The organism is Serratia sp. PL7, from assembly GCF_945957435.1.
Map to the genome: position 1 here is coordinate 12,160 of NZ_CAMFLB010000037.1, position 19,775 is coordinate 31,934.

Annotated in this window: 21 protein-coding genes and 1 pseudogene; 2 read left to right on the plus strand and 20 right to left on the minus strand. The window is 53.8% G+C overall.

Going from position 1 to position 19,775, the window contains the following annotated elements:
* The gene (locus tag N6G83_RS50215; protein ID WP_211134656.1) at positions 1-780 is read left to right on the plus strand and encodes a thiazole synthase; all 780 of its coding nucleotides are present in this window, start codon (positions 1-3) and stop codon (positions 778-780) included.
* On the plus strand, positions 780-1,943 hold the full coding sequence (gene thiH, locus N6G83_RS50220) for a 2-iminoacetate synthase ThiH (RefSeq protein WP_199063493.1): 1,164 nt from the start codon (positions 780-782) through the stop codon (positions 1,941-1,943). The genes N6G83_RS50215 and thiH overlap by 1 nt, the downstream gene beginning before the upstream one ends.
* 179 nt (positions 1,944-2,122) lie before the next feature.
* Here thiH and N6G83_RS50225 read toward each other — a convergent pair.
* From N6G83_RS50225 to N6G83_RS50320, 20 genes and pseudogenes are all read right to left on the minus strand, one after another.
* Positions 2,123-2,899 (minus strand): annotated as a pseudogene (locus N6G83_RS50225) (MFS transporter); the annotation flags it as partial.
* 112 nt (positions 2,900-3,011) lie between these two features.
* Positions 3,012-3,227 (minus strand): hypothetical protein, encoded by a 216-nt coding sequence (locus N6G83_RS50230; RefSeq protein WP_260524246.1) that lies wholly within the window; start codon positions 3,225-3,227, stop codon positions 3,012-3,014.
* A gap of 12 nt (positions 3,228-3,239) precedes the next feature.
* Positions 3,240-5,249 (minus strand): phage tail protein, encoded by a 2,010-nt coding sequence (locus tag N6G83_RS50235; protein ID WP_260524247.1) that lies wholly within the window; start codon positions 5,247-5,249, stop codon positions 3,240-3,242.
* A 10-nt stretch (positions 5,250-5,259) separates the two neighbouring features.
* Positions 5,260-6,087 (minus strand): hypothetical protein, encoded by an 828-nt coding sequence (locus tag N6G83_RS50240; RefSeq protein ID WP_260524248.1) that lies wholly within the window; start codon positions 6,085-6,087, stop codon positions 5,260-5,262.
* The gene (locus N6G83_RS50245; RefSeq protein WP_260524249.1) at positions 6,084-8,378 is read right to left on the minus strand and encodes a phage tail protein; all 2,295 of its coding nucleotides are present in this window, start codon (positions 8,376-8,378) and stop codon (positions 6,084-6,086) included. Before N6G83_RS50245 ends, N6G83_RS50240 begins: the two co-directional genes overlap by 4 nt.
* Positions 8,378-8,584, minus strand: a complete 207-nt coding sequence (locus tag N6G83_RS50250; protein WP_025121725.1) for a hypothetical protein — start codon at positions 8,582-8,584, stop codon at positions 8,378-8,380. The genes N6G83_RS50245 and N6G83_RS50250 overlap by 1 nt, the downstream gene beginning before the upstream one ends.
* A gap of 10 nt (positions 8,585-8,594) precedes the next feature.
* The gene (locus N6G83_RS50255; RefSeq protein WP_074030533.1) at positions 8,595-8,840 is read right to left on the minus strand and encodes a hypothetical protein; all 246 of its coding nucleotides are present in this window, start codon (positions 8,838-8,840) and stop codon (positions 8,595-8,597) included.
* A gap of 9 nt (positions 8,841-8,849) precedes the next feature.
* Positions 8,850-9,662, minus strand: a complete 813-nt coding sequence (locus N6G83_RS50260; protein ID WP_260524250.1) for a phage BR0599 family protein — start codon at positions 9,660-9,662, stop codon at positions 8,850-8,852.
* Complete coding sequence (locus N6G83_RS50265; RefSeq protein WP_260524251.1) at positions 9,643-10,839, minus strand: hypothetical protein; 1,197 nt, start codon at positions 10,837-10,839, stop codon at positions 9,643-9,645. The genes N6G83_RS50260 and N6G83_RS50265 overlap by 20 nt, the downstream gene beginning before the upstream one ends.
* Positions 10,836-14,369 (minus strand): phage tail length tape measure family protein, encoded by a 3,534-nt coding sequence (locus tag N6G83_RS50270; RefSeq protein WP_260524252.1) that lies wholly within the window; start codon positions 14,367-14,369, stop codon positions 10,836-10,838. Before N6G83_RS50270 ends, N6G83_RS50265 begins: the two co-directional genes overlap by 4 nt.
* 37 nt (positions 14,370-14,406) lie before the next feature.
* A complete protein-coding gene (locus N6G83_RS50275) occupies positions 14,407-14,532 on the minus strand; it encodes a hypothetical protein (RefSeq protein WP_260524253.1) in 126 nt (41 codons plus the stop codon).
* A 53-nt stretch (positions 14,533-14,585) separates the two neighbouring features.
* Entirely contained in the window at positions 14,586-15,053 is a 468-nt protein-coding gene (locus N6G83_RS50280; RefSeq protein ID WP_260524254.1) for a DUF6631 family protein, read from the minus strand.
* Positions 15,050-15,811: a hypothetical protein gene (locus N6G83_RS50285; protein ID WP_260524255.1), complete on the minus strand. Its 762-nt coding sequence runs from the start codon at positions 15,809-15,811 to the stop codon at positions 15,050-15,052. Before N6G83_RS50285 ends, N6G83_RS50280 begins: the two co-directional genes overlap by 4 nt.
* Positions 15,798-16,007 carry a hypothetical protein gene (locus N6G83_RS50290; RefSeq protein ID WP_260524256.1) on the minus strand — a complete coding sequence of 70 codons (210 nt, stop codon included), beginning with the start codon at positions 16,005-16,007 and terminating at the stop codon, positions 15,798-15,800. Before N6G83_RS50290 ends, N6G83_RS50285 begins: the two co-directional genes overlap by 14 nt.
* Positions 15,995-16,441 (minus strand): hypothetical protein, encoded by a 447-nt coding sequence (locus N6G83_RS50295; RefSeq protein WP_025121733.1) that lies wholly within the window; start codon positions 16,439-16,441, stop codon positions 15,995-15,997. The genes N6G83_RS50290 and N6G83_RS50295 overlap by 13 nt, the downstream gene beginning before the upstream one ends.
* Positions 16,438-16,962 (minus strand): gp436 family protein, encoded by a 525-nt coding sequence (locus N6G83_RS50300; RefSeq protein WP_260524257.1) that lies wholly within the window; start codon positions 16,960-16,962, stop codon positions 16,438-16,440. The genes N6G83_RS50295 and N6G83_RS50300 overlap by 4 nt, the downstream gene beginning before the upstream one ends.
* A gap of 11 nt (positions 16,963-16,973) precedes the next feature.
* A complete protein-coding gene (locus N6G83_RS50305) occupies positions 16,974-17,195 on the minus strand; it encodes a hypothetical protein (protein WP_260524258.1) in 222 nt (73 codons plus the stop codon).
* A gap of 7 nt (positions 17,196-17,202) precedes the next feature.
* A complete protein-coding gene (locus N6G83_RS50310) occupies positions 17,203-18,132 on the minus strand; it encodes a phage capsid protein (protein WP_260524259.1) in 930 nt (309 codons plus the stop codon).
* A 68-nt stretch (positions 18,133-18,200) separates the two neighbouring features.
* Positions 18,201-18,572 (minus strand): hypothetical protein, encoded by a 372-nt coding sequence (locus N6G83_RS50315; RefSeq protein WP_260524260.1) that lies wholly within the window; start codon positions 18,570-18,572, stop codon positions 18,201-18,203.
* Entirely contained in the window at positions 18,569-19,696 is a 1,128-nt protein-coding gene (locus N6G83_RS50320; RefSeq protein ID WP_260524261.1) for a peptidase, read from the minus strand. The genes N6G83_RS50315 and N6G83_RS50320 overlap by 4 nt, the downstream gene beginning before the upstream one ends.
* Between the last annotated feature and the right edge of the window lie 79 nt (positions 19,697-19,775).

Genomic DNA, 19,775 nt, shown 5'->3' on the forward strand with positions numbered 1-19,775 from the left:
ATGCTGCACATCGCCGATACCACCTTTACCTCACGCCTGTTTACAGGCACGGGGAAATTCGCCACGCCCGAGTTAATGCTGGCTGCGCTACAAGCTTCCGGCTCACAACTGGTCACTATGGCGATGAAACGCGTCGACCTGCGCGGCGGGAATGACGCCATTCTGGCACCGCTGCAACGATTGGGCGTGAAATTACTGCCCAACACCTCCGGGGCAAAAACGGCAGATGAGGCGGTGTTTGCCGCCCGGCTGGCGCGCGAAGCGCTGGGGACTCACTGGGTCAAACTGGAAATACACCCAGAGGTGAAATACCTGCTGCCAGATCCGATCGAAACGCTCAAGGCGGCGGAAACCCTGGTCAAACAGGGCTTTGTGGTACTGCCTTACTGCGGTGCCGATCCGGTGCTGTGTAAACGGCTGGAGGAAGCGGGTTGTGCCGCCGTGATGCCACTCGGCGCGCCAATCGGTTCTAACCGTGGCTTACTGACCCGTGATTTCCTTGAGATCATCATTGAACAAGCCAAAGTGCCGGTAGTGATTGATGCCGGGATCGGTGCCCCAAGCCACGCGTTAGAGGCGATGGAACTGGGAGCCGATGCGGTACTGGTCAATACCGCCATCGCCGTGGCGCGGGAGCCGGTGCAAATGGCCCAGGCTTTCCGCCTGGCGCTAGAGGCCGGAGAGCTAGCACGCAACTCCGGGCTAGGCAGCCGCCAGTCGATCGCCGCCGCATCCAGTCCGCTGACGGCGTTTCTCAGTCATTCAGAGGAGACACGCTGATGGCCAGTGATTTTAGCGAGCGCCTGCTAGAGTGGGATTGGGATGACCTGACGCTGCGCATTAACAGCAAAACGGCGCGTGACGTTGAGCAGGCACTCAATAGCCCCAAGCTGACACGGGAGGATTTTATGGCACTGATCTCCCCTGCCGCCGCTCCCTATCTGGAGCCCCTGGCGCAACGAGCACAGCAGCTCACCCGCCAGCGTTTCGGTAACGTGGTGAGCTTTTATGTGCCGTTATATCTTTCTAACCTGTGTGCCAACGATTGTACCTACTGCGGTTTTTCGATGAGTAACCACCTCAAGCGCAAAACGCTGGATGCGGCAGAGATCGAACGGGAGTGCGCAGCCATCAAGGCATTAGGATTTGAGCACCTGCTGCTGGTGACCGGTGAACATCAGCGCAAAGTCGGCATGGATTACTTCCGCCAGCATCTGCCCGCCATTCGCCGTCATTTCAGTTCGCTGATGATGGAGGTGCAGCCTCTGGCGCAGCAAGACTACGCCGAGCTGAAAGCCCTTGGGCTGGACGGCGTGTTGGTCTATCAGGAAACCTATCACCCCGCGACCTATCAGCAGCATCACCTACGTGGCCAGAAACAGGATTTTCACTGGCGGCTGAGTACGCCGGATCGTCTGGGGCGCGCCGGGATCGACAAGATCGGGCTAGGGGCGCTGATTGGGCTTTCCAGCAGTTGGCGCACGGACTGCTATCTGCTGGCAGAGCATCTGTTTTATCTGCAACAAACATACTGGCAGAGCCGTTACTCCATCTCGTTCCCTCGCCTGCGGCCCTGCGCCGGTGGTATTGAGCCGGCCTCGATCATGAGTGAACCGCAACTGGTACAGTTGATCTGTGCTTTCCGGTTATTCGCTCCTGACGTTGAGCTTTCATTATCTACGCGGGAGTCGGCCTTCTTCCGCGACAATATGATCCCGGTAGCCATCAACAGCGTCAGTGCCGGTTCCAAAACCCAGCCGGGTGGCTATGCCGACGATGTGCCGCCAGAGCTGGAACAGTTCGAACCGCACGACAGCCGAACGCCGCAGCAGGTGGCACAGGCGATCGGTGCCGCTGGGCTACAGCCGGTGTGGAAAGATTGGGATGATTATCTGGGACGCGCTACGCAACTGCCTGTAACGGTTACACCATCGAGCCAATAGCTCTGGAAACACTGCGCAAAGCCGCCAAGGCGAACTGGCAGGGAAAAATGGCCTCGTTATAGTGGCGGTGTTGGCAAGCGTTCCTAAGCCAACCAAGGCTATCTCCCCCCTCTTGATAGCCTTGCTTACCAAACGCCGGAGCGTGCGGGGACTGGCCGCACGCTTCCGGTTCCTCTGTGTTATTCGGCCGTCTGGGGTTTCATACGCATCCCCACAATGGCGGAAAGCAGGCACCCCAGCGCCAGATAGGCGGCAACCAGATGCCAGGAGCCGTCCATCAACTCCACCAGCAACACGGCAATAAACGGCGTGAATCCACCGCCGACCACGCTAGCGACCTGATAGCCCACTCCGGCTCCGCTATAACGGTATGCCGTGCCGAACAGCTCGGTAAACATCGGCTGCTGCACGCTGACCAGCATGTCGTGCGCCATATTTCCCAGCATGATGGCAAAGAAGATAATCATCACCGTGTTACGGCTCTCGAGCGCCATGAAAAACGGTACCGTGCTGGCAACACCAATCAATGCCCCCGTCACGTAGATCCGCCGTCTGCCAAAGCTATCAGCCAAATAAGCGAAGCATGGGATCGAGATACAGCTCACTGCGCCCACCAACAAGCCGATGTTCAGGAACAGATCCCGTGACAGACCAAGATGGGTGGTTGAGTAGTTCATGGCAAAGGCCGTGACGATATACATCGTCAGCAGTTCGCCAAAGCGTAGGGCAATGATCAACAAAAAGGCTTTGGGATTCTGGCGCAGTGCCTCAAATATTGGGAACTTGCGGATTTTCTCGGCCCGTTCGTGCAGCGTTTTATTGGCTTCAAACTCCTGCGACTCGTCCATGCCGTTACGGATCCACCAGGCAATGGCAACCAGCACCAGGCTGAACAGGAACGGCAAACGCCAGCCCCAGTTGATAAAGTCCGCATTGCTGGTGAAGTGGCTGATGATGCCGCGCGCGATAAATTGACATAAGAATGCGCGATAAATAAAAGAGAAAAAATTTTAAACATATGAAAAGGAATTACGAAGGCTAAAAGGAAGCCTTCGTATGGGATTGCCCTTACTTGAAACTATCAGTCTCAGGATCAACAAACCTCCAGTAAAACACCACGGGTTCAACACCCGCTAGTTTCAGTAGCCACTCACCAGAATCACCATAAACACCTTCTATGATGTATTCATCACCTACGATGAGGATCTCCTCATTATCACTATTGTCAAAACAGGTGACTGTTGAGCCTACAGTGAACGATATGGATACTAAATTACTTTCCATTATACCTCCGCTTCAGAACCTAAATGTGCTCAGGCTGGACACAATGAACATATCTCCAGCATGCATTTGAGCTAGGTTAAACACTGTCCGCAAAAATCCAGCACTCTTATCAACTTTGAATACTGTCATGCTGCCACCGTTGACATATAAAGCACTTGCGCCACCAGGGGCCCATACTGTAGTACCGCTACTAGAAAAATCAGCCACCTCCCTTTTGTTGAGTGAAAGCAGTTTCTTTTCAAGAAAAATTTTACCGTTTTCTGATGTATTCCTTGCCGTCACTTTAAATGCTATGTACTCATTACCAGCGATAGGTATGTCAATAAACAAGTAGCCAGGAACACCACTACCTGAGCACTGAACAACCAGTTCACCGTTTGAAAACGACACTGAGTGATACGTTGTCTCTGATAACGAATAGTCAGGGTAGATCACTGAGCCATCTATCTGGCGCTCATCAGCCGAGTTATATGCTATGTATCGAGCAGCATCTGTACGCAATGCAATTGCTCGTTTATTAAGCCTGAAGTTGGACAGTCTTCCAGATGCAAGGTTAATACCATCTGAGTTGATAAAAAGATTGCTTATGTCTACTTGATTATCATTATATTGTTCGAACATATAATACTCTGACGCAGTATTGTTACGTATAAACAACGTCCCAGAAATAGAAGCTGACGCATTTTGACCTGTGATCTTTACCAACGGCGTTGTACGTGCAGAAAACTCATGATGCCCATTTGATTCGATGTGGCCTGCTGAGATATGAGCCAGCGCAATACAATAGTCAATTGAGCCTTTATGCCAGTACACCTTGCCCTCAACGTTGTCAATTATAAACGCCACGCCACCATTTTGGAAAATGCACGAGTCAAACGAGTGTCGCTCATAAGTATCATTTTTTTTACGCAAGTTCATCCATGTATCACAGTTACTGACTTGGCAACCAAACCAATTCCACCCCCAACCGCCAACGCCATGTGTAAAAATTTCACGAAACCCACGAAATGAACAACCGATGATGTTATGCAAGGCCGAACCATTGTTATTTGAATTTGTCACTGCATTCTCGACATAAAACACATCTACAGACCTACCGTATGAATAGAAATGGACACCGTTAAAAATAGCAGCAACATGGCCATGATATGCAGCTAAATTGGCAGCGCCAGTGACTTTAATTGCATAGCCGTTTGGGTAGTTCCCTGTCGGATCAACAAATATTCCTGCACCACCAAGTTGTCCAAGCCTCACCTTTGTCGCATCGATAATGATTGGTCCGGTAATTCTATAAACCTTATTCAGAATGCACTCTCTAACCATAGAGACAGCACCTTCAGACGAACCTGCATAATCAATGGTAATAGAATCTGCAGCCGTACTGTTAATGATAGCTTGCAGCTCAGCAGTATCATTACGAACGCCATCTCCCTTAGCCCCAGCCATACTAGGGGTACGGAATGAAAGAGCATCCTGAACGCTACCACCTTGCTGTAAGCCAATCTGACGCCCCCCATCAATACTTGCGAGGTCAGCCCGATGCTTTTTATCTAAGTCATCAACATATTTTTTGCTGGCAACAACCACATTTCCATCAATAATTAGCTCTAGTACCGCAGCATTATCAATATCTAGAATAGCCTGAATGATGATCTGCTTGCCGATACCTGATGAGATAACCGATTTGTAGGTATCATCCATGCTGCCTACAGCAATCAGTACACCTTCCTTGTTGTACACACCCCATTCACGAATAAACCAGCCACCGACACTGGTTGGTACGATACCTTCGACAATGATCTGTGAAGCGTCATTCTCATTTGTATAGATATCATTGATTTTACCGCGCCATTTTTCAGCGACCAAATTGGTTTGCGATGTGTCAGGTTCATATTGCTGACCATCACCATCACCTACCGCCAGTAAGAACTCCGCACCAATAACCGGCGTACCTGTTGCAATAGCCTGGGCAAAATATTCTGTACCAGCTGTTGTTAAAATTGAATGATGTTGAATGTCCATAGCAGTCATCTCAGTTACGCGGTTTTGGATAAATAGTAATTAACTCACCATTTAATGAGGCGGTGTTATAAACGATATCGGTTTGTGTGGTTACCGCTGCCTCTACTTGCGCGATACTCGTCACACGACCAAATCGACCTAATTCATCATCTGCGGCTCGGGAAGAGTCCAGCATTAACATTGCGTTTGTTTCCAAACCCGCCAATGATGTGCTGTTATTAATTAGCGCCATTGCAGAAATCGGATCAAACTCCAGTTTGTAAAGTTCGACTAACACCGGAATGCCGTTCTCGGCCAGATTGATACCCTCATAACGCAGTGCTAGTTGTTCTGGTTTTTTCGTGTAGAGCGCCGTATTGATATTTCCTGCGTAGGTATAAAAGACGGACACAGGCTGCACTCTAGGGGTTACCAAGAACTCTATGGTTCCAAATAGAGTATCAACGGTGTAGTCAATATCGGCTTTTAACCCATCAATCACCAGGCGACGTATATTAGGATAACGTAACGAATAGCAGCCTCCTGCAATGACATTCTTTAAGGTTTCCGTCTCACGGCCAGCCTCTGTTGAAACAATATTACCCTGCAATACAACAGACAGATTTTCCGGACTAAGCTCATGCCAAACAGCGGCTACTGACCCGGATTGCTCGATAATGTAATACTCAGAAACTGCCAGTTGCCCACCATAGGACTGTTTTTTTGTTTTACGGTCAACAACCAGAGAAACAGTGAGATCGGAAACATCACCGACCCAGCGCCAATTTAATGAAGAGCCATCATTGAGCCTACGGGCTAAATACACTTTACCCTGGCCATAATAGTACGTTTCATTCATGGCGCGTCCTCAGGCTCTGGTGGCTCAATCGGAACGACGGGAATGTACCAGCCACGCGGGAGAATAGCCTGGTAACGATACAGCGATTCTATGCCATCTCGTGTACTACTGAGCGTTAGGATATGCACAGCAGCACCGATGGCAATAATACCGGCTGACTCATACGGCAGTTCAACGCTCGCTTCTGTTGTCTCCAATGACCAAACGACCTCTGACGAGTCCTGGTGAGTGAGCGTAATGGTGTATGCCACGCCAGGCTCAGGACCAATACTTCCTTCAGTACAATCAAATAACCGATCTGCCTGTAATACACGGTCACGGTGTGCATACGAAAGTACGTAGATGCCTGCCCGTTCAACAACTGAAGGATAACTGACGCCGTTCACCCTAATATCACCGGGTACATAGGGCCGAAATTGGCGCTGGTTCATCTGCACACTGGATATTGGAGCCAGCGAAGCATCCAGTGTTGCAATACTGGTTCGCGTCAGCAGGCGCACGTCGACCGATTCGCCAGGCATATACTCTTGACCATCAGTTTCAACAACACTCCCCAGGAATCGCAGATGTGTATCAGCAGCATGCCTGCGCGGCAAGGTATCCGCACAGCCACGGCCAACCATCAATTTGCCAGTGACCAGGTCAACAGCGTCAACACGGAGGACTTCATTATCAATGATGACTCCGCTGCCAACAGCGGGCGGGAACGTCATTGAAACAAGCAGTTCTGTGTCCAAGGCTCCAGCCTCAGACAGCAATGTGGCGGTGGCTGTCCAGTCACCACGGCCCCGATCGGCAAACTCAGCACCGGTAGCGCGAGACTGCAGATGATAATTGACTGAGAACGACGTCGGCGCAGTGGCCATTACCCCCAGATAACACGCCTCTGGACTGACGAACGACAGGTCAGCAGCACTGAGCGTTGCTGCCAGGCTGAAATACGGCAGTTCGACCAGTTGCAGATCAGAAACCGGGACGGCTGATTTATTGGGCGGCGTCCAGCCACTGCCTTGCTGACCACTGCTGTAGGATGTGGCTGGAAGCCCAAAGACATCCTGCACTGCAGTGATAGTCAGTGTGCCGTTATCGGCCTCATCAATCTTGCTGACACGCAGCACCATATTGACGATGTTACGGTCGGGCAGCGACACACGAAAACAGCTTGCAGGTGTCAGTTGGCCACCGCGCCGGTCAAACTGAATAACCAGGCGAGTTATCCCGGCAGAACCTACCTCCAGATCGCGCTGGGCGACCCTGGCCGCGAGGTCATGCGTCGGTATGGCCTTGTACTCAACGCTGCTGCTGATAAGCCCGACAGACTGAATTGAACCCAAGTTTTGCGCCCGAACTTCGCCGTCTGAATTGGTGACCGGGTCATGATAGGTCACCGTGATTTCATTAGGGGCAGTATCTGAACTGGTACTGTCATCGTCCTGTACGGCGATGATGCCGTTGTCATAGGTAAACAGGGGCAAATCATCCGGGTTGTAGTCATCGCGGATGAGTTTCAGCGTCGTCTTGCCCATGGACAGGTCACCGTACTGGGCTGCACCGATATGGTCCAGCATCTGCTGGACGAATGTATCCAGGCTGTCCTGGCGGTTGTAGCGAAAACACAGACCAAACCCTTCGGCATAGAGTTGGTCAGCAGCATAACGGTAGCTGTCCAGGTCGAGGTCTTCATTCAGCAACAACCCTCGGCCCCAGTCGCGATTGGTCGCGCATTCAACCAATATATGCGCCGGGTTCATCGCATGGATAGCCCGTAGATTAGCGATAACATCCGGTGTCATTTCGTCCTGGCCATCAATCTGAGCCTGAGTGTTCTCAAGGCGTATCAGGCACTTCTCTGGGTACCAGACGATATCGCGATCCCACCCTTTAGTCGTTCGGCGATTGCGATAAGCCCAGGGCTTTGGGCTGGCGCTGTAGCAACTGATCAACCCACTGAAGAACGTAGTGACCATGCCTCGAAACCCCGGTACCAGGCCAGATAAGAGCCTCAGGACATTCGGGGTCGGTACCTGATCAGCTTCCCCCATCGCGACTTCGAATACCCCTTGAATGCCACCTTCGCCGCCTGTGTCGTCACCGCCAAACAGGTTCGGTTTATCGATAAAGATGGAGGTGCTGCTGGAGAGTTGCCCCTCATAACCGGCAAATACGGTCTTTTTATCCGCAGTAATAGCGACAATCTCATTGATTGGCCCACGCCCGAGACCCGCCTGGATATCCCAGGAATAGCGGTATCCAACCGTAACTTTGCCGCCGCCCCCTTTGCTGCCACCCATTATTTTGCGTCTCCGTTATCTGCCGCTGCTTGTGCCTGTTCAACAACGCGGATCGCCAGTGCATCGCCGGTGGCCATAAGAAGGTCTGACTCAATACCCCCGTTAGCGATAAACGCCTCAACATCGAGGTTATAGCGGGTAAAGAACGAACGAAGCCCCCAGGCACAACCGCCAGCAGCGCGAATGTGTTCCATCGTGATCAGCATGTTGTGCTCCTTATTTACGAATGGCGTCATAGCGATAATTGCCATAACCGAGAACAAACCAGTCTTCTGTCCAGCAATCGCCGAAAAAAACACACTGTGGAGTTCCTTCGGTTGGCTGTGGCATCTCCCAGTCGTCCTCGGTCGCCGCTTCTGGGCTGCTGTTTTTCGCTTTGGGGGCCAGTGCGGCACTGATTACGTATGAGGCGACCAAGGTTGCAACAAACTTGGCCACCGCCATCCAACTGAACGGCTCCATAAGTTCCTCCTAAAACAGTTTAATAATGGTGTAAGGGCTTTTGCCTGGCATGTGGGGTGTCCCGCCGTAATTCAGGTGATTGGCGAACTTGGCTGCACAGACGTCGATTGTGCGGTTGCAACCGGGGTACAACGTCACCGCCTGACCAACGGACAATCCCACAGTGCCGCCAAGCAGCCCTATCTGGTTGCCGTTCTGCGCTTTCATTCCGCGCCGCTCGATAACCCCATCAATAACCCACTCGATATAGCCTCCAGAAAAATGGTCTTCAGCCAGTCCGCCAGGCAAATTGACGGTCACACCGGCACCGTCCAGCGCCTGGATGGTTGCGCCAACGGCAAACTGCTGTTGATTGACTTTGCAGTTATGGTCGTAAAGGGCGTAAGGACAGGCTCGGTTCCAGGTCAGACGTAACCCAACCTGGTTGAATGTGCTCGCCAGGCTGGACGTCAACATGCGGGCGCGATCAATGGCTTCGCGTTTCACTTCTTTAACCGTACCCACCCAGACGGTGCGGAACTCAGCAGCCGTATCATCAATATGAAAACGGTGAATGCGGATGCGCAGCGGACTGCTTGGCGGGATGCCCCGGAACAACTGCACCACGGCATTATCGACCGGCGCTGTAATGTCCAGGCTGTTGCCACTACCGGCACTCAAGCCGTTGTCGCTGATGGCGGTTTGCGTCCAAATATGGCCACCGACCTCGATATCACGGTCAGCATTGGTGTAGCGGTAAAACACCACATTGCCCCGGATAAACTCATAGAGCGTAACGGGACGGCCATCGGCGGTTGAATACTCAAACTGATTCCAGCTCATCTCTGATCCCCCTGAATGTGGTTGAAACGGTGGCCAGGCCATCAGCGTCGGTGACGTGCTGCCAGGCGATAGAGTCGGATTCTTGACGACACAGCGTCAGGTAAGAGATGGAAACGATTTGCTCCATGGCGACAGTGATGTGGGCACCGTCGAGCGCTAGGCGCTCGACGCCATAGTTGATGATGGCCACACCGGTGATCCGGCGATAGAGACAGGTGCCGTCAGCCAGCTCAATACGCAGATCACAACGGCCATTGACCACACCAAGCTCGGCGAACGCCGCATACTCGACATCAATCATGCCGTTCGCCAGCCCAGAGGCCGGGGTAAAGTCGTTGCTGCCGCTGGATACCCAGATTGCACGCTGGCGGCCACGCAGGAAGTAGAACAACCGGCGCAGTGCTGCCTGTTTCTCACGCCCGACTGATACCCAGTGGTGGTTCATCAACGTGAAGGCACGGCGGGCGGTGTCCGTGCGAACGGGAATACCGGAGCCGTTGTCCAGTTCTTGCAACAGTCGCAGGTATTGACCGGTAACCGGCTCGTTCCAGTCTGAGGTCGGTTCCAGCACCGGATGATTACGGTAAACGGGTAATGCCTGGATGCTGTCGCTGTTGGCGTTATGCTCGGTCACCCGGAAACGGATTTGAGCTGAGAACAGACTGTCGGTGTGCCGGGTTAATGACGGCGGGTCGGTGAGCACTGCAGGGCGCAATGGATACACACAAGAACCTGCTGGCCAGGTCACCGGCAGCGGTGTAGCCAGGGTGATCGCTGACATTGAAATGCCGATAACGGTCGCCAGGCCAATATCAGCTGACAGACCCAGACCAGACATCAGCAACACCGAACCGCCAACGATAAAGTCGCGGCCCAATGTGGAGACGGCAATCTGCGTTGTGCCTGCAGGGTGATCGACATCGAGCACGGCCACATCGGCAAATACCGGCATTGCCCACTCGGTAGCACCGGCAATGAACAGGGCATTTTCAAACCGCTGTTTGTCGTTGTTACCGACCAGGATACTGAACTCAAAGGTGCGGCGGGGAGACAGACGGCGGGCAATCCGCTGCTCGGCTCCCGTAGGCGATGGCAGAACGTCGGTCTTCCACTCCAGCGTTTCAGTGATGCCGCCTTGCCAGTTCGGCTCGGCCAGCCAGGGTAAGCGGCTCATCATTTCATCCCCATCATTTGACGGATCGTAGGGGCGTTAGCCTGGAGGAATGTCATGGCTGCACGTTTACCGCTCAGGCTATTAAATCCGGCAGACATCGCATCACCGGCATTAAAGACCAATGTTTGCTGGAACAGTGGTTGCTCAGGCACGGTAGCCGCTGAGCTAGCCGTTTTAGTTTCCGGCAGCGACATCGGTGCCGCAGCTGCAGGAGCCGGAATACCGGCAAGACCACCTGTGGAATGGCGAACTCGCGGCATCCAGCCTTCCAACGCAGCCATGCCGTGACGGTTGAAGTCATGCAGGAAATCCAGTGCGCCTTGCTGTTGAACCACTGCGGCTCGCGTCACGAACTCGTTGTTTGAGAGCATGGCCGGGATAGAATCGCTGGTTGAGGTACCCGCCCCTTGAATATGGCCACCGTCGGCGGCAAACAGCGCACCGATCATGCCCCCCATACCGCCCGATGACCCTATTAGGCTGGATGTAGCCATTTGAGCCAATTGCTGGGCGGCGATTTTGGCCATGCTGTCGACGATACTCAGTGCCAGGTTGCGCACAGCATCGGAAAGACTCATTGTGCCTTTGGCCAACCCGAGCAGGGAGCTTTCGATACCGCTCTGCAGACCGTCACGGAATGCAACTGTCAGCTCATTACCAGCCTGGCTGAGTTTGCCGAGTTGCCCCTCCAACTGGCGGATCATCTCGCGGATTTTCTCGCCCGCTTCACCAGGTAGGTCGGCCATTTCTTTCAGTTGCGGCAGGTAGGCTTTCACCTTGTCGCCAACTTCTTGATGCAACTCGATCAGCCGTTGACGTCCCTGCAGCTCGGACAGCAAACCGCCCTGGACTTGCGCCTGGATACTGGTTTCTTGCTGGGCTTGGTAGGTGAACAGATCGTCGAGCTGCTTTTTCATGTCATCGACACGAATTTTTGTTTCGGTGACTGGCAACAGCTTGTCGAGCCAACTCAACCCTTCAGTGTTACCGCTGGCCTCAAACTCGGTACGTAACTCAGCAAACTTTTCTTTGGCCTGCAGCAAACTGGCTCCCGCCGTGTCGCCGGTAGCCCGCATATATTCGAGCTGTAACTGAACGTTCTGGGTCGCAAACTCACGGGCATTGATAGCGGCGTTCGCTGTTTCAGCCGCCTGGCGCTGTGCTGCCGTTAAATTGCGGGTGGCGATCTCTTCAGCCCGGAGAGCCGCTGCCCCCTCTGTACGTTTGGTTGCCTGTTTCTCTAGTTGCTCAACAAAACGCTGGTTTTCGGCAAAGGACTTTTTATCCGAGGCTGCTCCGGCTTTTGCTGCTTTTTGCCGTGCAATTTCTTCATCCAATATTTCGGCTCGAACGCGAGCGTCGCTCTGCGCTTCTTCAGTGGCGTTCTTTAATAAGCCATGCTCAATTTCATACTCGACACGTGCCGCATTAGTATTATCTTTCTTGAGATCTAATTGCCGCTGAAGTTGCTCGTTAAATTGTTTGGCTTTTTTCGCTGACGTATCTAAGGCTTTCGCATCAATATCCCACTGGCCACCCGAGAAGTTGATACCGTCAGTAGACGTAACACCTCGGTCTCGCAAACCGCCTGGTCCTTCGCGAGTTCCTTCAGAAGCCCACATTTTCTGGTATTTTTTCTGGAGGTTGTCCAGCGCCTCGGCTTCTTTGTCGATCTCTGACTTGTTGCTGTCCCAGGTACGTTTCATCGCATCCGAAGCAGCGATGGCATCATCTTCAATCTTCTGCTGTTTGGCCTTTTCTTTAGTGATTTCCTCCTCAGCAGCTTGTTCTTCCTCTAAGAGTGCTAAACGCTCTTTAAAAGGAGTCAGTGACTCAGCGTATTGTGGCCCCCGGGCAGCAATTTCCATTTCACTGCCTGCTGCGTTGATCCGGGCTCTAAGTTCCTTAATTTCCTTTGCTCGTGCTTCAGTTTCAGAATCCAGACCCAATGCGCCGGATAGCTCACCTTTTGCAGTTTGGATCGCTTCATTCATCCGGTCTTTAACGTTTTTCCAGCCTGCGGCCACCCAGTTCAGTTTCGTCTCGAGGTCTACCAAACGATCAGATGCTGCCTCTTTGTATTTTTGTGAGGCGAGTTCAATAGCATCTTCAGTGCGGCCCTGTTCCTCCAGTGATCGGATACGCTGATAGGTTTCAGAGTCTAACCAGTGGTATTGCTCGCTGCTGTTTCTGGCCCAGTCAGAGGCGCTGTCGGTCATCTTGACGAATTCGGAAACCACCTGATCAGCTGATTGGCCAGTGAGTTCGGCCATCACTGATGCCGCTTGTGCAACTGACTCCAGCGTTTCACCGGTAAACTTGCCGCTGCTGACCAGGCCATTGAGGATATCGCGCATCTGGCTGTAGTCGCCGGTCATATCACCACCGGCCTGCGCCATCATCTCCAGTTGGCCAGCAGTAACTCCGGCATAGTTGCCTGTCTGCTGAATGCTGGTATTGAACCTGTCCTGGTCTTCCATTACCGAGTAGATAGCCGCTGCTACACCGACCACGGCACCAGCAGTGAGGCCAAGTCCCAATCTGACTGGGGTAATGAGTGCAGGCAAAGCCCGCAAACGAGTCCCAAAATAGTCAAGACCATCAAGCGTGGATTGCCAGTCACCAGAAGTGATCTCACGGATCAACTCTGACAGCTCACGCAACGCACCGGACATACCTGGTGCGTTTGCTGATGGGTTATCAGACATGTCCCCCAACGCATCACGTTGAGCCTGTATCTTCGCCAGATAGTCATCAAACGAACCGGTATCAATCAGGCCAGATTTATAGGATTTACGCAGTTTCTCTTCTTGCGCATCCAGCTTGGCGAACGCTTTCGTGACGGGATCAATACTGCCCAGCAGGTTGTCCAGGTCTTTCTTCAGCTTGTCGACTTCTTTGGCATGGCCCTCAGCGGCTTTGGCTGCGGCCTCTTCAGCCTGTGCAACCTTCTGTTCCTGTTGGTACAACTCATGGCCACGCGCACTTTGCGCATGCCAGGCAGCGGTAACCTCTTCAGAGCTACGGGCCGCGCGCTGTGATTGAGACGCCGAGGTATTCAGTTCGCTGTTCAGTGTCTGCTGTGATTGGGTGTTTTTGAGTGCAGCCTCTGCAGCGGCTTGCTGTGCATCAGTCTGCTGCCGAGTGGCATTAGTCGCAGTTTGCTCAGCGTCTGTATGTTGGCGAACGGCATCAGCCACCGCTTGTTGAGCTTGCCCTTGCTCCCGGGCTGTATCTGCATTGGCCTGCTGTGCCTGAGCTTGTTGTTGTGAGGTATCGGCCTGAGTTTGACTGGCCTGCGCCTGTTGCTCGGTAGCGTCTGTAGCCGCTCTTTGTGCCTGGGATTGCTGATTTGCAGCCTCGGCAGCGGCTTTTTGACCCTCAGCTGCTGCTGCCCACTGCGAATTACTGACCTCTGCTGCAGCGCCCACTGTTTTAATATCATCAGCCAACGAGGCCAGGCTTTGTTTGGCATCATTAATGTCGGCAGTGATACGTAACGCAAGATTGAGGGTAGAGTTTCCAGCGGCCATGACAGCACCCTATATAAAGGAAGAGAATTGCCCTGAGTTACTTTTTCAGGGCGTTGATACGTGTGTTGGCATCCTTGCCACCCGCAAACCCGGCATAGACATCCAGTATCCGGGCGATGCTGTCCTGGTTATCCAGATGCAACGCCTCCCGGTAATACAGCATCAACTGGCGATGGGTGTAGTGGGCGAGCCTATCCGGGTTGTGGCCTGCGCGGATCAGCGTGGCGAAGACTCTGCCGAAACTGACGGTTTCTTTAGTGCGGCCCGGATCGTTACCTGCCGAATGGCAGTACTCATAAAAAAACGCCGATTCGCCGTCCAGAACACATCGATCAGCGTCGAGCCCTCACTGGCGGGCAGACCGCGTACCCATTCCGATGGCTGGTCACAACTGCGGGCCAATAACAGCGGTAACGAATGCGCATGCTGTGCCAGAACATCCATCACGGCCTCAAACCCCGGATACTCCGACTGCATCACATCTGCCAGGCTGGTAATGATGGGCTTCAGTTCGGCATGCAAGGTAAGCGAATCGTCCAGCGTGAACTCACGCACGGTCAAGAGCGTGCCAGCGATGGTGACATTGATGTTGGGCAGTAGAATTGACACGTCATCACTGGCATCAGGTACTACCGCCACGGGTTTTGCTGCTGGTCCCCTTGGTCTTTTGGTTTTCCGGCTCATTCTGCAGGCTCCGCAACGTGGATGATGCGACCAAAGCGGCTGAGTACCGGGTCAGCTGGGCGGTTGGTATCGAACAGCACACCTGCCGTCGTTTCCAGCCCCGCCAGCGAGGTATCGCTGTTGATCATCGCCAGCGCCGCTGCCGGGTCAAAGACCACTTTGTGCAGGATCTGAATGACCGCCGCCCCCCCTTCAGCCAGGTTGATACCGTCGAACCGCAGCGCAAGTGGCTCGGGTTGTTGGGTAAACATCTCGGTATTGGTGCTCCCGGCATAGGAATAGCTGACGGTGAGCGGCAATGCAGCGGGGGCTGGCGTTTTCAGGAAATCAATCGCGCCATACAGGACATCAATATCGAAATCTACACCCGGTACCAAAGTCCCGATCTCAACATCGCTGACATTTTGATGTTCCAGCGTGACTCGACTCCCCGCCTCAATCCCGGTTGGCAACGGTTCCCCTGTGACCGTACCTGCAGGGATCACCACTCGCTCACCGTAAAACACCAGAGCCAGGTTATCGGCAGAGAACTCATGCCAGGTCATGCTCACTGTGCCGTCTTTGCTGATGGGGAAACGACGAACGGTCATGCGCTGCCCAGAGTAAGACTCTTTGTGGGACAGGTTCTCTACTGACAGAGCCAGTGAGAGTACGGACACATCGCCGATCCAGCGCCAGGCCAGTGGCTTGCCGTAAGCATCACGGCGGGCGAGGTAGACCTTGCCCTGGTTGTATTGATAGGTTTCAATCTGCGACATGATCGTCGTTCTCCGATTTTGCTTTTTTGCCTGTCTGCGGTGCGGTCACGATGGGGCTGTGGCTCACTGCAGGTGGTGCGATACGTCCGCGCCGTTCAAGCCACTTGGCCTCTTCGTCGCTGACATCGATGGTGTCACCCGCCGTAACGGGTTTCCCCTGATGGGTATGTGGCCCATTCAGTGTTACTTTTTGCATCTCATGCCCCCGATAACGTGGTTCACCATAAAGACATCCATCCAGACTAGGGTTCCAGCGTCATAATCCAACACATCGCCCTTCACCCATTGAATGCCGGTGGTGCAAAACTTGTTGGGTACCCAGCCAATCAGATGTTCACGCACGGTACTGATTAGCGGGTTAACCTGATGCGTCAACCCCTCGGCTCCCTGGCCATAGTTGCGAACTGAAATCGCTACGCCGATAACCGCTTCTGCAACCTGGGCACGACTACCGTTGCCAGGGGTACCCCGTTCCGGCCCCATCAGGACATAAGCGCCTGGCATCGCAAAACCTGATAGGTCGGTGACTTTGCCGTACTCCACAATGGTGCCGACCTGGCTGAAGGGTTGTGGGTCAATCGCCCGCAACCGCTCAACGACCAGGTTGATATCAAACGGGGCGCTGCTCATTTGCCGAAGTCCCGCAAGGAGCCCATGCTGAAGGTGCGACCAGGGCCGGTAATGTTTGGGCCGCCCCCAGCCGCAGGCAGTGGATCTTCGATCCCCAAGCTGTAATCCCCCTTGACGACATCCCTCAACAGCCTCAATGCATCGCGATAATCACGCACAATGGGGTCGGTCTTCTCATCAGTAATGCGATGAGCATGGAGCCGATAGCGGGTGATATCCAATGCCCACCCAGAGAGGATCGGCGGGATAACTGTCAACGGCAGGCGGTGGCCACGCTGGCGGAGAAAGCCATCAATCAGCGACTGCGCTTTCTCAACCGCTTCTCCGATGCGTTCAACAGCGGCCAGAGCAACCTCGACTTCAGCCGGAGGCCAAGGGCTGGTGTCTTCACCGCGTAATAGCGCATCCAGAAGCTCTGGGCGGGCCGGAGGCTTTCCTGCTTGCTGGGTCGTTTGAGAGAGTTCGACCGCACCAGGTCGTTCAGCAAGGTGCGCGAGCGTTACATACCAGGCCGTTGTCATGACACGCTTCCTCAAAATGCAGCGGGTTTGGCGACAGCGCGTTTTGCTGCCATGAAACCCTGTTGCAAGTTGGTGCGGGCGATGGCCAACCAGCGCGGATCGATATCCGGGTTTTCGGCCAGGCCATCCAGGTAATCACCAACCAGGTTGCCCAAGTCGGTGAGTTCCTCCATCGCCGCCAGCTCGGCATCGGTGAGCTGGCGGTGGGAGCTTTGGGCTTTGATCACTGGCATGGATTGATTACCCCGCCACGGCATTCTGGAACAGGTAGCCAACATCTTTAGCCACGCACAGTTCTTTTACTGACTCACCGACACGCACTTTCTGGCCACCGCGCATCCCGATATTTGGGTCAGCGATAGAGCCGGAAATACGGTTGCCAAACTGCGCCGTAAAGCCCCATGTCACACCGCCCTGGGTGTTGGCCAGGCGATTGCGGTAATGGAAGGCAGCATGATTTGCCCAGGTACGTACCAGTACTGGTTTTTGGCCAGGACGGGCGATATTGACCCAGGCTGAACCGATATAGATGTCTTCCAGTTCCAGCAGGTCTTTCAGGAAGGCCATCGGCACCATACCGCTGTCACCCAACGTGCCGTGATAGGCTTTGACAATGCTTGGATTGCGACGCAAAGCCGTGGCGGTAACGCGTCCCAAAATGGCGATATTTGGCCGCATCACCAACTCATCAAGCGCATCGGTAATACCGACTAACGGGTTACTGTCTGCATGGCTCCATTGATTGGCACTAGCCAGGATTTGACGGTTGCCAACAGGGTAGCTATTCGGAGAGAACACCAGTTTGCTGGCACGGACTTCGCGATCAAGGGCGATCAGATCCGACGTTCGCTCAGTAGCATGGCCCAATGGATCATAATTTTTCGGTGCGTTGTCGATGTCGTCCTGAGGGATCGGTGCATCAAGGGCAAAATCCTCCGCAGAGCTGGTTTCTTCTTCTGCCGGGAACTCGACCTGGTTAGGCTGTGAGGTACGGCCAACAGTGGTATTAGGCACCGTGAAGCCCTGAGCAATGTCGTATTTCCACCACTTGAATGACTTAACACCGACTGGAACGCGGGGTAATACGTCATCGGCAATCAATGAAACGTTGCGATATGCAATGGAAATCGCCGTCAAATGGGGATCAACGGGGAATGGAAATTGAGCCATTGTAATTCTCCAGATAAGAATGGGTGCCGGAGCCGATCCCGGCGAATCATGGCGGTTTATAACGTGTGTTACGGTGCCGCTGCAGCCAACTTGCCAGGGTTAATCCACACCGAGCCGATATCGCCCTCTGCGCCAGGTATCTCGGCATAACCGATGACCCAATCACCTGCAGCAGCAGGAACGGCAAGCCCATCAGCGTTTGCTGTCAATGGATCGCCCAGGGCGATATCCGCACCGTAGATCACCAATGCCAATCCACTGCGGATGATGTCGAACACCTCGCCATCATCTGCGGGAACAATGGTGGTGACGCCGGTGATCAATTTGGTGCCGTCCATCGCCTGCGCGGAAAAACCTTCTTCAGTACCGTGGTTCACCAGGCTGCGGGCAGCGATAGCACCCTCCGCCCGTGAACCGGTGGTCAAACCTGGAATATTCACTTGTTACCCCCTTTCACATGGTTGACGGCAGCGGTCATGGAGATGGTGCGGCCTTTTTGGGCTTCCGCCTCCTGGTACTCGCGAGCCTTTTCCGCTACGGCATTGACGTCTGCAAAATCCAGCGCGTCGCCTTCAGCCCCTTGACCCGATTTCTCACTGAAATCGAGCAGCTTGGGCTTTTCGCTCAGTACCGAACGCAGCAACTCTTCCGGCGTTTTGCTAACGGTGGTGGAACCATCGGCAAATGAAATAGGTTCATTGGCCAAGCTGACGAGCAGCTCCACTACCGTGTTTTTTTGGCGTGGCAGCAGTTGACCCGCTGTGACCAGGCCATCGGCAAATGAGGTAATGTCAGTACGGCGTTGGGTTGCTGCAGCTTCCTGATCCTGCTTTTCCTTAAGCTTGATCCTTTCTTCTCGGGCATCGAGGTCAGCCTTCCATGCAGCGAGATCAACTGCTGCACTGGATGCACTCGGATCGATTTTTGACACATTGGACTCCTCGGCATACGCCAGTGGTGAGATTTGCGCATCTTCTGCGGCGCGAGCAGCAAGCTCCTCAACCGATTTGATGCGCCATTGGGGTAAAATCTGGTCGGCTTTTTCCGCGCCTTCCTTTTCAACCAGGTAGTCACGCAAGCCCCGGAACATGTCGGTCAGCAGCTCGGTTTCCCAGGGAATGGCAAACTCCAACGGGGCATCAGCCTCAGAGAACGACACATCCGGCAGACCTTTGATAGCCGGAGGCGTTGCGCCGAGAAAACCCACATGGCGCGGGTAGTAATGACCGGGTTTGGGGTTGCCTGGTGAATCTGGCAAATAGAGGGAAAGACTGCGTTTCTTGAAGCTGCCAGCATTGAAGGCTTCAGCAAAGTCAGCGTTGACCTGCTTGGGTTCGGTGTAGACCAGGCCATCGCGCACCTCGAAACGAGCAGCCCAGCCATAAGCCGGTGCGGTGAGCTTCGGATGCCCGATCACAAACGGTGCTTCAGAAAGCGCAGGGTCGTAACTGCTGGCCAGATCAATGCAATCATCCAGCGTGAACGTGACAGAGCGCCCGTCCATTGCGGTGTGGGTACCGGGAGCAAAAACAGAAAGTGTGGCTGTAGAGGTTGATTGTGGCATTTCGGTTATCGTCCATCACTGTAGATGGCGACATCGTAACGAGGGCGGTACAAACGGTAATTTATCCTCGGACTAAATT

What these genes read in the sequence shown, in the direction of transcription:
- N6G83_RS50280 (WP_260524254.1), bottom strand. Translation starts at nt 15,053, where the DNA reads ATGAGCCGGAAAACCAAAAGACCAAGGGGACCAGCAGCAAAACCCGTG.
- N6G83_RS50270 (WP_260524252.1), bottom strand. Translation starts at nt 14,369, where the DNA reads ATGGCCGCTGGAAACTCTACCCTCAATCTTGCGTTACGTATCACTGCC.
- N6G83_RS50245 (WP_260524249.1), bottom strand. Translation starts at nt 8,378, where the DNA reads ATGGGTGGCAGCAAAGGGGGCGGCGGCAAAGTTACGGTTGGATACCGC.
- N6G83_RS50320 (WP_260524261.1), bottom strand. Translation starts at nt 19,696, where the DNA reads ATGCCACAATCAACCTCTACAGCCACACTTTCTGTTTTTGCTCCCGGT.
- N6G83_RS50230 (WP_260524246.1), bottom strand. Translation starts at nt 3,227, where the DNA reads ATGGAAAGTAATTTAGTATCCATATCGTTCACTGTAGGCTCAACAGTC.
- N6G83_RS50265 (WP_260524251.1), bottom strand. Translation starts at nt 10,839, where the DNA reads ATGATGAGCCGCTTACCCTGGCTGGCCGAGCCGAACTGGCAAGGCGGC.
- N6G83_RS50250 (WP_025121725.1), bottom strand. Translation starts at nt 8,584, where the DNA reads ATGCTGATCACGATGGAACACATTCGCGCTGCTGGCGGTTGTGCCTGG.
- N6G83_RS50275 (WP_260524253.1), bottom strand. Translation starts at nt 14,532, where the DNA reads ATGCTGTATTACCGGGAGGCGTTGCATCTGGATAACCAGGACAGCATC.
- N6G83_RS50255 (WP_074030533.1), bottom strand. Translation starts at nt 8,840, where the DNA reads ATGGAGCCGTTCAGTTGGATGGCGGTGGCCAAGTTTGTTGCAACCTTG.
- N6G83_RS50300 (WP_260524257.1), bottom strand. Translation starts at nt 16,962, where the DNA reads ATGACAACGGCCTGGTATGTAACGCTCGCGCACCTTGCTGAACGACCT.
- N6G83_RS50215 (WP_211134656.1), top strand. Translation starts at nt 1, where the DNA reads ATGCTGCACATCGCCGATACCACCTTTACCTCACGCCTGTTTACAGGC.
- N6G83_RS50295 (WP_025121733.1), bottom strand. Translation starts at nt 16,441, where the DNA reads ATGAGCAGCGCCCCGTTTGATATCAACCTGGTCGTTGAGCGGTTGCGG.
- N6G83_RS50305 (WP_260524258.1), bottom strand. Translation starts at nt 17,195, where the DNA reads ATGCCAGTGATCAAAGCCCAAAGCTCCCACCGCCAGCTCACCGATGCC.
- N6G83_RS50290 (WP_260524256.1), bottom strand. Translation starts at nt 16,007, where the DNA reads ATGCAAAAAGTAACACTGAATGGGCCACATACCCATCAGGGGAAACCC.
- N6G83_RS50235 (WP_260524247.1), bottom strand. Translation starts at nt 5,249, where the DNA reads ATGGACATTCAACATCATTCAATTTTAACAACAGCTGGTACAGAATAT.
- N6G83_RS50285 (WP_260524255.1), bottom strand. Translation starts at nt 15,811, where the DNA reads ATGTCGCAGATTGAAACCTATCAATACAACCAGGGCAAGGTCTACCTC.
- N6G83_RS50240 (WP_260524248.1), bottom strand. Translation starts at nt 6,087, where the DNA reads ATGAATGAAACGTACTATTATGGCCAGGGTAAAGTGTATTTAGCCCGT.
- N6G83_RS50310 (WP_260524259.1), bottom strand. Translation starts at nt 18,132, where the DNA reads ATGGCTCAATTTCCATTCCCCGTTGATCCCCATTTGACGGCGATTTCC.
- N6G83_RS50260 (WP_260524250.1), bottom strand. Translation starts at nt 9,662, where the DNA reads ATGAGCTGGAATCAGTTTGAGTATTCAACCGCCGATGGCCGTCCCGTT.
- thiH (WP_199063493.1), top strand. Translation starts at nt 780, where the DNA reads ATGGCCAGTGATTTTAGCGAGCGCCTGCTAGAGTGGGATTGGGATGAC.